General features: G+C 53.4%; 6 protein-coding genes. 2 read left to right on the forward strand and 4 right to left on the reverse strand.

Translation table 11 applies throughout. The features are described 5' to 3' along the window. The first annotated feature begins 392 nt into the window (after positions 1 to 392). Both mobF and ACOBR2_RS01200 read left to right on the forward strand, forming a co-directional pair. Positions 393 to 3,149 carry a MobF family relaxase gene (gene mobF, locus ACOBR2_RS01195; protein WP_420238255.1) on the forward strand — a complete coding sequence of 919 codons (2,757 nt, stop codon included), beginning with the start codon at positions 393 to 395 and terminating at the stop codon, positions 3,147 to 3,149. Between the two features lie 29 nt (positions 3,150 to 3,178). After that, entirely contained in the window at positions 3,179 to 3,442 is a 264-nt protein-coding gene (locus ACOBR2_RS01200) for a hypothetical protein (RefSeq protein WP_420238256.1), read from the forward strand. 38 nt (positions 3,443 to 3,480) lie between these two features. Here ACOBR2_RS01200 and ACOBR2_RS01205 read toward each other — a convergent pair whose 3' ends face one another. The 4 genes from ACOBR2_RS01205 to ACOBR2_RS01220 all read right to left on the reverse strand — a co-directional run bounded on the left by ACOBR2_RS01205 (position 3,481) and on the right by ACOBR2_RS01220 (position 11,480). Beyond that, entirely contained in the window at positions 3,481 to 6,183 is a 2,703-nt protein-coding gene (locus ACOBR2_RS01205) for a restriction endonuclease (protein WP_420238257.1), read from the reverse strand. 224 nt (positions 6,184 to 6,407) lie between these two features. Beyond that, on the reverse strand, positions 6,408 to 7,592 hold the full coding sequence (locus ACOBR2_RS01210) for a tyrosine-type recombinase/integrase (RefSeq protein WP_420238258.1): 1,185 nt from the start codon (positions 7,590 to 7,592) through the stop codon (positions 6,408 to 6,410). Positions 7,593 to 7,995: 403 nt separating this feature from the next. After that, positions 7,996 to 9,228: an ATP-binding protein gene (locus tag ACOBR2_RS01215; RefSeq protein ID WP_420238259.1), complete on the reverse strand. Its 1,233-nt coding sequence runs from the start codon at positions 9,226 to 9,228 to the stop codon at positions 7,996 to 7,998. 665 nt (positions 9,229 to 9,893) lie between these two features. Next, entirely contained in the window at positions 9,894 to 11,480 is a 1,587-nt protein-coding gene (locus tag ACOBR2_RS01220; RefSeq protein WP_420238260.1) for a Fic family protein, read from the reverse strand. Positions 11,481 to 11,662: the final 182 nt, after the last annotated feature.

Raw genomic sequence — 11,662 nt, forward strand, 5'->3', positions numbered from 1 at the left:
TCGTTGATAGCTTCCGCATTAGTTTTGCCCTGTCTGCACCCGACCTTACTTCGACTCAAAGCGAATCATTTGCCCGGCGGCAACAACAACGGCAAGAGGCGTTCATCGGCAGCGATTAGCTACTTGATAAGGAGAGTAATCCAGCTTACTTTGAGTGCTGAATTACGGATTTGATCGCACAGCAATTGCTCTTGTATTTCACCTATTAATCGGGAGATAATTACGCGCATAATCGACGACCATATACTCTAATCACCAATATCCATGCTGATAAAACTCATAATTATCAAAAAATATTTTCGTCTCAATGCGACTATTTGCGCCAATTCTGAGTTACTCTAAACAGCACGGCAGTTGTGCAGTGCTGCGACTCTCACATAGGAGTCTTTGCGATGCTGACGATCTCGAAAGCTCTTTCCGCAAAACAGGCACAAACCTACCACGCGCGCGAGTTCGCCTCCGAGCAGCAGAATTACTGGAGCCAAGATCGACAGGCATACAGCGAATGGTGTGGTGCTCTTGCCGAAGAGTGGAATCTCCACGGTGCTGTTCATGCAGAACACTTCGCAAATCTGAGCGATGGCCAGCATCCTGAGAACGGAGCGCAGCTCGTCAAACATCAGCCCGCGAGGACCTACGAGAACGAATACGGCAAGCAGGTAACGAGCGTCGAGCACCGGGCAGGATGGGATGCTACTTTTTCCGCGCCGAAGTCCGTTTCGCTTACCGCGCTTGTGGGTGGTGATGTTCACGTGCGGGAAGCACATCGCGAAAGCGTGCGCGTCGCGCTTGGAGAATTGGAGCGTTACACACAGGCGCGCATCGGCAATATTCATGCGCCAGAGAATACGGGAAAGTTTCTTGCGGCGACGTTTGAGCACGATACGGCACGGCCTGTCGATGGTTATGCAGCGCCACAGCTTCACACGCACGCAGTGGTCTTCAACATGACAGTGTGCGAGAACGGCCAATCTCATGCTCTGCAAGAACGCAGTTTGTTTCAGTCACAGCACTACGCCACCAGTGTTTATCGCTCTGAGCTTGCCATGAGGTTACAGAAGCTCGGTTATGAGATTGAAATCGGCAAACACGGCCAGCCAGAGATTAAGGGATACACGCAGGAATATCTAGATGCGTCGAGTCCACGGCGGGAGCAGATCAAGGAACACCTGCAGGAGATTGGCCGCGAGGGAGCGGGAGCGGCACAGGTCGCCGCACACCGCACACGCGACAAGAAAGAGATTCAATCGCAAGAAGTGGTCTTGCGGCGGCATCATGAGTTGGCTGTGCAGTTCGGCAATCAGGCCGACCGTGTGGTAGCGCAGGCGCGGGAACACGCTCAGCAGTTCGAGCCAGGGCAAGAAAAGGCAGTGCAGCAATCTGCTACTTATGCGCGGAATCACGTCTTCGAGCATTCAGCAGTTCAGGACGAGCGGACAATCCTGCAATCAATGCTGGACCGTGGCATGGGGCAACTCACATACGACGAAGTGCGCCAGGAGTTTTCGCGACGTGTCACGAGTGGGGAATTTTGCATCATCAGTCATAAAGAAGGGCGCGCAGCTCCGCAATACACAACTGCCGAGATGGTCCGCATGGAAAAGGCGATCATTGCAGGAATGCAGCAAGGTAATCACGGCGATTTTATGCTGGTTTCGCCGCAGGTGCGCATCTGGACAGAGGACCGGCACCCAGAGTTGAATGTTTCACAGCTTCGGGCCGTCGATGAAATCTTTCTTGCACGAGAGAAGATCGTCGGTTTGGAGGGAGTTGCCGGAACAGGCAAGACAACCACGTTATCTGTAATCCGCGAGGGTGCAAAGAGCGCCGGATACCATGTGGAAGGATTCGCGCCAACTTCACGCGCAGCTCAGAAGCTCTCCGAGGCAGGAATCAAGACATCTACGCTCCAACAGCACCTTGCATACGGCACAAGGCCGGACGCTGGTGAAAAGAGATTGTATGTGCTCGAAGAGTCTTCACTCGCTTCCACGCGCCAGATGCACGAATTTATTCAACGTCTCCATGCAAATGACCGTGTGCTGTTAGTTGGCGATACGCGGCAGCATGAGTCTGTCGAAGCAGGACGGCCCTTTGCTCAGCTTCAAGAAGCAGGGATGAAGACAGCAAAGCTCGATGGGATTGTGCGGCAGCGCGATCCAGAGTTGAAATATGTCGTGGAGCAGTTGGCACGCGGCGAGGTCCGACAGGCGGTTGCCAGTCTCGATGACCAGGGACGAGTGCACGAGTACACGGGCCGCGAGGAACGCATCGCGGCAATTGCAAAGGAATACGCACGCTCGCCCCAGAGAACGCTTGTCGTTTCGCCGGACAATCGATCACGGATGGAAATCAATCAGCGGATTCACAGCGAATTGCAGACGCGCGGATTGGTGAACCGAGAGGAACACACCGTTAAAATGCTTGTGCCGCGTCAGGAGATGACCGGCGCGGATCGCACTTGGGCGCGGCAATACCAAGTGGACGACATTCTGCGCTACTCACGCAGTTCTCAAGAAACCGGCATCAAGAAGGGCGAATACACGCGCGTTGTCGGTGTTAATGCTCAAAAGAATCTTGTGACGGTGGTGCGCGCGGACGGAAGTGAGCAAACCTACGATCCGCGCCGACAGATGAGCGTTATCGCCTATCGTGCTCAGGAGAAGGCTTTTTCTGTTGGCGACCGTATTCAGTTCACCTCGCCAGACAATGAGCTGAAGATTGCCAATCGTGAACTTGGAATCGTGGAAGAATTTGGTGCAGATGGAAGGATGCGTCTCAAACTGGACGGCGGGCGTAATGTCGCCATCGATCCAGAGCAGCATCCGCATATTGACCACGGCTATGCCATGACGAGTTATTCCAGTCAAGGGCAAACCGCCGAGCGTGTGCTCGTACACGTCGATACCGAACTCGGCGCGAAGGATCTGCTTAACAACCGCATGGCCTACGTTGCAATTTCGCGCGGGCAGAACGATGCACAGGTTTTCACCAATAACGCCGGTAAGCTCGCTGATGTTCTTGCCCGCGATGTCTCGCATAAGAGCGCGCTTGAGCCACAAATCGGGATTGCTCAACCTGCCCAAGACATCGCGAAGGCTCTGCATTCCGAATTAAGCCTTGGGGCCGAACTAGGGATAAGTTTGTGATTTTCAAATTTCTGCAAGGAGGCGTTTCTATGTCCCCAGAACTTTATGCCAGGAAGCCCGTGCAGAGTGTGCGGAACGCCGCGCTCGGCCTGGAGCGTCACTACTCGGTTTCTGAAATTGCCAAGATGTGGGCGTTAAGCGAAAAAACGGTCCGCCGCATGTTCGAGGATGAAGAGGGCGTGCTGCAATGGGGAAGTCCGGAGACGCGGCGCAAGCGCGGGTACATCACACTGCGCATTCCTGAGAGTGTGTTGCATCGTGTTCACCAAAAACGTGAGTTGCGAGTTGGGTGAAAAAATGGTTATACCTTTTGCAAAGATCGATCTGCCAATCATAACTGATGAAGATTGAACAAATCACAAAGAGGGCAGCGTCTGATCAAGAACAGACGTTGCCAGCAACGATTGCCGATATCCTTTGCACTCAAGTCCGGATCATCTGTCCGAATTTTGTTCACGTACTGAATAGTCGCCTGTGAGTTTACCTTGACACGTAATGCCTCCTCTAAGTGGCCGGCGTCTCTAATCTCGGACGTCAAACTACCATTTGCAGACAGGACACCTAGAGAAATGAGGGCCGAAATGTTATTTCGACCATAGGTCTTCTCCAACTCTTCTCGTGTATTTGGATCTGATACTATCCCGGCGAGAGAGTTGAGTACTGTGTGCGGAGGAGCTTCACCCAAAAAAATGTCCCTGCCGAATCGCCGTCGCGAGAGGTGTGAGGGATGTAGAATCCCGATATTGGTAATACGTGGTTGCAGTCTGAAGATTGCTCCATCTTGGCCAATCAAGCCTACAGCGATGAGCCAGCGCTGCAATCGCCTTTTGTACTCCTCCGCAAGATTATCCGATGCCGAAGGTAAGCGGAGGCACTGTTTTGCGACGCTGAGCATCTCTTGGCCAGTGAAGGAACCTCCATCACCCTTCTCCTTAAGAAGCTCTCGATAGACGATATGTGAAGTGAAAAAGTTGACAATGCGGCGCGATGCCTCTTCCTCACTTTCAGCATCGAGTTTTACAAACTCTGATTTCCTGCTGGTTTCAGCATTTCCAATCATGACCAGATCACGCACAACATTCTCGGTCGTAGCCTTCGACAGTCTGAGCTCAGTAGCCAGTTGTTCATAGGAGGCACCTTCGTTGCGTAGTAAAAAACGAAGCCCAGTTGCGAACGCAGGAAAGGGGGTCTGAGGGACATACGTAATGGGAATGTAGGGAACTCGCTCAGTGAGAAGATAATCTTTGAAAATATCCCAATAGATGCTTAGACGAGTGCCGCTTCGTATGATTAGGCGTTTATCCAATAACTGATTAACGACAGAATCACCATAAGTCTCGACGATTCTGAAGAAGTCAGCGGGAGCCGTCATCGCAATTTCTTTGGCGCAGGAAAATTCATTTGGTGCCATCCGCTCAATATCTTTTTTAAAAAGTTCCTGAATGCTGAGAGAGCGCACTAGAATGTCATTTTGGTCGAGGCCGTCTCGAACAAGATCCATGATGTGGATACACAACTTCTTAAGTAGCCATGGATATCCTTGGCAATGATCTTCAAGAAGTCTTCTCAGTTGCGGAGCGAGTGGTTGCCCCATCTCCTTGGCAAATTTCGTGAGGGCGTGGCTTACCTCACGTGCTGAAAATGGATCTAATTCAATCTCCTTACGTCGATCAGCTAGATTCTGCCAGAGGTAGTATGCTTTATGCTCGGTTGGAATTGTGCCATCAGTCTTCCATGAAAACCCTATGACGATGTTCTCTTGGGCTTCATCCACTGAGTTACACAGTGCTCTGATTTCATCGAAAACCGTTTCTAATTCAGCCTTGTAAAGTAATTCTTCAAATTGATCAAAAATAAGACAAAGAACTTTGCCGTCCCGTTGAAGCTCCTCAAGGGCTGCCTTGACGTTGTGGTCCGCAAAGGGATTCGCAGTGCCGCCAAAACCCAGAGGCGAGGATACTGAAATGAAGCCTTCCTTCTGCGCCGCAGTGATTGCTAAGGCAAGAGCCAACTCACCGAAACGTTTTGAACTCGCTGCGCGAGAATCAACTGCATACACAAAGCATTTCTTTCTGTTGCGGATATTCTGTGCAGAGTTAGCAATCTTTAATACAAATGAGCTTTTTCCCCAACCTGAAGGAGCCTTTATCGCTAAGATTCGAGTCCGAGAAGCTCTCGTGCGGACACTTTCAAAGTAATCGAATACATCGCGTAAGTGCTTTTCCCGACCCACGAAATCAGAAGGCCGGGCGGGACGATAATCAGCCCAATCGTCTGCAACAGGAACTTGGACAACACTTTGGTATTCACTCCTAATCTGTTCGCGATCACTTCGACTAGGGCTTGACTCTTCGATAAGCCAACTCAAGCCGACCAGACTGGTGTCTGTCTCAGTGATCCTAGCTGCAATACCTCTCGTTGTAATTCTGGTGCCCGTGCATGCTTCATAGAGGAGAGCGGACTCCCGTATTCCAGAGTCTGGGTCAAACACCACAACTACCCAGAACTCACCAAATTCGGTCAACAGCAGAAATCGTTCTTCGGAGATACGAAGGTTAGGCGGGATTACCAGTCGTGCAGGATCGATGATGAGACCTGCACCTACCAATCGTTCAAGCAGCGCCTCAGGGTCATATATCTGGAGTCGTCGGCGATCAGACAATGGCTTCTGAGACCACTTATCGCGAAAGCCTTTCGCATCTTTCCCCAGGGCATATGTGGAAATTAGCCATCCTGACGTTAGATCATCGTCAGCCACCACATTGCCAAGTAGTTTGGTAAGCACGTCAGCACTTATTGTTGATCGGAATGCCTTACATTCGACGAATACTCGTTCTCCGGTCGATTTTTCTTGAGCAAGGATGTCGACCTCCATCGCCGTGAGGCGAACCTGTTGAACGACTCGAAAATTCTGACTCTCTAGGAGTCGGGTGGCGAATTTCTCAAGAACCGTTCCCTTTTCTGTCGTAGACGCAGCCTTTGGCAGAGCAACTTCAATGCTTATGTTCAAAGTGAAATCCTCGGAAGTACACATTTTAGCTCTTTGAATGTTCCCCCAAAGGAAATTCCCCATTGGATGCCATCACAATAGAATCCCTTGCGCTGAAATCACATAATGTGAAGTCCGATAATTCCTAATTGAGAGAAGATAGGTCCTCGAAAACAGCTATGCTTCCTGTCGAAATATTTTGTTGTTGAGTCGTTGGTCGTTGAAAATATTCCAGCACAATCGAAGAATCTCAGATTTGGACGCAGACATTAGCCTGCCGTCGGATTGCCTCCCGGCAGCAGTTGCCATGCCGCCTGCACGCTTTTCTCAAGCTGATCCTGGCGAGCGCGGACCCAGGGCGAGTAGTGCTTTTCTGTGACGCGCACGCTGGCGTGGCCGAGCAAGATGGAGACTTGATCGATGGGGACTCCGGCCAGCAGCATTTCAACGGCGAAGGTGTCGCGGAACATGTGGCAGTGGACGCGCTTGGGTGTACCGTCCGGCTTGTGCAGGTTGGCTACGGCAAAGAGACGCCGGTAGGCGCGTTGCCAGTTGGCAACGTAGGTCTTGGGCAGGCCATTGCCAGACCAGAAGAAGTAATTTGGGTTGGGGTTTAGGCCGGGAGGAACCGAGCGCAGCAGTTCGGCCACATGGGGCGGCAAGGGAACAAAAACCGGAGTACCCGTCTTTGCCTGATACAGCATGAGCTTGTTTTCGATCAGTCGCGCTCGTTCGAGCGTGGCGGCGTCACGAATGCGCAGACCGCTCCAGCGCATCAGCTCTGTCAATGCGCGGATGCGGATGCCGCGTTTCTCCGGAGCCCAGGAGCGCTCGGCGTACTCGCCCAGGCGATAGGTGGCGTCGAGGATGCACTTGTACTCCTCTGCCGTGAAGTAGTCCGTCGGAACATGCTTGGCAATGACCCGGCCCATGGTGGCCGTTGGGTTCTCGCGTAGCCAGCCCTGGCGCACGCAGAACCAGAAGAAGCCAATGACACGCTCGAACTTCTTCTTGCGGGCGAGTTCCTTTTCCCGCCAAGTCTGTCGCCATTCGGTCAGATTGCGCGGATTGAATTCGTTCAGGAAGGTCAGGCCAGTCTCGTTGGCAAAGCCGAGCAACTGAACCTCGAAGATGTAGCGCAACTTTTGCAGCGTGGCGGAAGCCAGCCCGCGCGCCTCGGCATCGCCAAGGAAGACCTTGACGGCCTCTTTGACGGTTGGCATCTTGGCGGGCTTGATCTCTTCGCCCTGAATCGCCGTGTGTTCGTATTTGCGGGCGAGGAGTTCCGCCTGCTCCCAGGATTTGGTCTTCGCCGAGACACGGAACCGGCCCTTGCGACCGGGAAGGGTTCCGTCGAGCCACTTGGGGCAACGGCAGCGACGATAGGTGGAATCGTCTTTCTTCGGGCAATCGGGATGGTGACGCGTGTAGACGGTGAGCATGATGCTAGACACTCTAGCACCAAAAATTGGTTGGTACAATTCCGGTACAGTTTGTGGAATTGTCGATTTTTCAACAGTTTAAATTGTTGAATATAAAGTATTTAAGTTGTTGGTGGAGGCGGCGGGAGTCGAACCCGACATCAGTGTTGAAAACACTCAACTTACTGATTCTGGGAATGTCAGCTTTGCAGGAAATGCAATGATTTCCAAATCTGCTGTACAAACGCTGTACAAACTTTTCCTGAAATTCCCAGAACGCCAATCTTCGGACTTCCCCTCTTGGCGAAGGAGGAGGATTCTGAAGCGCTCTTGCAATAGTTATACATCAGCCGATGCGGGCCAAGAGTTGAATTGTGCCGGTATGCCCGCATGGCGGTCACGGAGCGATGAAGGAATCAGGAACAGGAACTTCCTTTCAACCTTGCGGCGGGCCGGAGATCAGGAAGTCTTCCCAACTGATGCTTGCAACGCTGTGGCGTCGGGCAATCTCTTCATCGCCGGGCGCACAGATGACCAGAGGCGTAAACGCCGGATTGCGACGGCAAAACTCAAGCACGCCGCGAAGCGCCAGGACATCAAATCTCCCGGTCTTGACCTCCACGGCCCACTTCCCCCAACTCCCATCCATGACGGCATCGATCTCCAGCGGTTCCTCGCGCCAGTACGTTACCTGCTGGCCCTGGTTGATTGCAAAGGCCAGGCAGGCGTTTTCGACCCAGAAGCCGAAACGCCCCGGCTCACGACCCTGGTCAGGAGCACCATCGGGGTGCATAGCCGACAAGAGAGCGTTGTTGAGCGTTACGAGTTTCGGCGGAGATGCACGGCGTCTGAGAACCTGCGTCGAATACTTCTCCAGCGGCGCAATCAAATATGCGTCTTCGAGCAAGGCTAGATAATGGGCAACTGTTTCGATGGCTCCGCTGTCCTGAAGTTGCTCCTGCAGCTTTTGCAAGGAGACAATTTGCGCGGGCGAGCCGGCGGCAATAGCAAAGACTTGGCGGAGCAGAGCGGGACGCCGCACTGCGCCTTGCGCCAGCACATCGCGACCGATAGCAGGCTCGATAATGGCATCGCGCACATAAGCGCGCCATCGTTCGGGAGACTTTTGAAATTCCACTGCACCAGGGTAGGAGCCAAAGAGAACAAGATTGATGGCGGCTTCATGAGGCGAAAGATGAAAAGCAGTAGCCAGCGAAGCAGCAGGCCAGTGACTCAGCGTCAAACGCTCGAAGCGTCCAGCCAGGCTCTCCCGTGAGGCTTGGGCGACGCGAAGGGCTGAAGACCCGGTAGCTACCACATGAATGGGAAGGTGGCGACGGCGGGCGCGGTCCCAGTGCCCTTTGAGCCGTCCTGCCCAATCGGATAGATGGTGCACCTCGTCCAACAACAGAACCGCCGTCCCCTGCTTCGCGCGCGTTTCAGCCTCGGCCCAGCGGCGCTCCCAAAAGCCGGGCAGAGCGGCATCTGGATCGTCGCCGGCCGCGTAGATGGCTCGGTCGCCGAACTTTGCGGCAATGTCCAAAAGCAGCGTGGTCTTACCCACCTGCCGGGGACCGGTGAGAAGCTGGATGCGGCCGGGCGCGGCTTCACCGAGCCGTTCGAGCAGCACATCACGGCAATGCAAGTAGGCGTTCTGGACTTCATCCATAGTCTAATAATTATTCGACTATGGATGACAGTATGTCAAATCGAGTGCCAAAACACACTGTGTCTTGCAATCAGGATTGAAATTGGCGGGGCCTGCGGTTTGATTCTTGCCGAGCGGGCATTTGGTTCCACTTCGCGTCGTCCATGTCACTGGCCCAAGCTCTTTTCGTAATTCTTCCTTTGTCGGCAGATAGAGCATGCGAGCCTCCAATTCATCACACACCGAGTGATGAATTGGAGGCTCGCGGTCGCTATATAACTGATAGAAAAGCGATAGCAACGCAGGCTCATGATAGAAAAGCCCTGTCCATAGCGCCATCCCTATGGTACGGAAAGGTCATTCAACCGGCTTTGGCCAAACTTGGCAACGCAGGCCTTTCCATGTCTCGCACTTACGCCACAATTTGCCTAGGCAGCGTCTGGGCAATTCCGAGACCTCTTCCATGCCATGAAGTGTCCAGAAATGCAAGTTGTTTACAATACAGTGGTTATAAACCGGAACAACCGGCAAAAACGACTAAATCGGCGGTATTTGCGACAAAATGCGACAAACTTTTCAGCAACGGGCAAGCGGGCTGGCTGTGTGGGACCAGCTCCAATTTCGTCCCCGACTCTTCCGCAAATTTCAGCGCGTCTGAACGCGCTCGGCACGATTCAACGCCGACTTCATCCGGCCACCATGCCTGATGAAGTCTCCGAGAGGCTACTCTCGGAAAGCTGCTCTTGTTGGCCTTCCTGCCAAACCTCCCAGACAGCCGCTTCAATCCGATCTACTTCCTGGTCCGTGATCTCGGCAAATGAGGCTCGTTTGCCTTTGGAGAGTTTGCCCTTGTTTTGCAGTATCAATCTCACAAGCAGCGATGCACGGCGATTCGGCATGTCCACGATGTTCAGAGTCGCGCGCAGCGCGGCGTCGAAGATCGCAAGAAATCCAATCTCGTCCCGCAAATCATGGTGGATGGTCTCCTCGATACACCGATACAAGTATTCCGCCTGTGCCGTCGCGTCAAAATAGCGATAGAGTCGAGCCGTGTCATTCCGCACGGTCATTCCGCGCTCTGGGTCAAGATCGTACTGAATGAACGGCATGATGGAAGCGGAGAAGCCTTCCAGAACCTGATCGTAGGCCAGCCGGTCTCGCAGCATGGCGGCGGAAACGGGAAACAGGATTCCTGTTGGCGTGAATCCGAGCTTTGACAGGATGTGGTGGACAAGGAAGCGGTGAATGCGGCCGTTGCCGTCATCGAATGGATGAATGAAAACGAACCCGAATGCTGCGACGGCCGCGGCGACAACAGGGTCAACGCCTTCGGGAAGTTTCAGCCGGCCAACCATCTCCATCCAAGCGTTCATCAGGCCGGGCGTATCCTCCGGCTTCGGACAGACAAAGTGCACGTCCTCGCTGTAATCCAGTAGCGTCTGGGAGACGAAGTTCTGCGTCTTTCGCCAGTCCTTCTGCGCATAGCGGGGATCGACGATGGCATTTTGCAGTTGAACAAAGGCTTCTTTGCTCGTGGCGTCGAAGCCCGGCGCTTTCATCAGCGCAGCCACGAATCGCTCCGTGCGATCCTTGCTTGGCGCTTCTCCTTCGATGGCAAAGGAGGATTTGGTCTCTTTGGTAAACAGATAATGGACGGCGCGCGCGAGGATGGCCGGATCACAGCTTTTGACGATTGAGTTAGCCTCTTGAGCCAAGCCTTTTTCCACATAGACCGTCAGCATCTCCGTCCGACGCACCAGCGGCGAGTATTTTCCCGAGCCGAGGAGATTGTCGTTGATGCGCTGGCGGCGAACGAGGCGACGCTGCCCGGTGATGTGAATTTCGGGATCGAGAAGATCAACATAGCCGGAGGGGATGACGTCGGGTATGTCGAGCTTCCTCTCCATTAAAAGCTCATACAAGTACCAGGCACGGCGCGTGAAGATCCCGGTAGGCTCGGAGCGAATCCACTCCTCCAGTTGGCGGGCATCGATAGTTTGGAAGATGGCCAGGTACACGTCCAGAGCGACAGGCTCATAGCGCAGGGCAAAACGGAGATCGCCGAACGGAGCCTTGAGTGCATCGTTGCTTGGGGGGGCGTAATTTCTGGGGTATTGCTCCAGAATCCTGCCGTCTGCCGCGACGGTTTTCCTGGCTCCAGCGACAATTTCGGAGCGTGTCGCTGGCAGAGGAACCTGGAGCCGAAGCTCCTCGATTAACCGGCAAAGGCCAACAGTCCGCGGGAAGGACCGTGTGGAATTCTCATCGCCCATGGTAAAACCTCATTATCACGCCAAAGCTAACGACAAACATCATCGAGGCGGATGGGTCGATTAGAACACAAAAATCTTATCGATATGATATTTTCATCATCGATTGTTTGTTTGCGTGTATATTTCTCATCACTTCTGGGCGAATTCGGCCTACATGATTACGAGCATGGACGCGACGGTCT

This window comes from Telmatobacter bradus, from assembly GCF_048629425.1.
Lineage (GTDB): Bacteria > Acidobacteriota > Terriglobia > Terriglobales > Acidobacteriaceae > Telmatobacter > Telmatobacter bradus.

What these genes read in the sequence shown, in the direction of transcription:
- ACOBR2_RS01205 (WP_420238257.1), bottom strand. Translation starts at nt 6,183, where the DNA reads ATGTGTACTTCCGAGGATTTCACTTTGAACATAAGCATTGAAGTTGCT.
- ACOBR2_RS01220 (WP_420238260.1), bottom strand. Translation starts at nt 11,480, where the DNA reads ATGGGCGATGAGAATTCCACACGGTCCTTCCCGCGGACTGTTGGCCTT.
- ACOBR2_RS01215 (WP_420238259.1), bottom strand. Translation starts at nt 9,228, where the DNA reads ATGGATGAAGTCCAGAACGCCTACTTGCATTGCCGTGATGTGCTGCTC.
- ACOBR2_RS01200 (WP_420238256.1), top strand. Translation starts at nt 3,179, where the DNA reads ATGTCCCCAGAACTTTATGCCAGGAAGCCCGTGCAGAGTGTGCGGAAC.
- mobF (WP_420238255.1), top strand. Translation starts at nt 393, where the DNA reads ATGCTGACGATCTCGAAAGCTCTTTCCGCAAAACAGGCACAAACCTAC.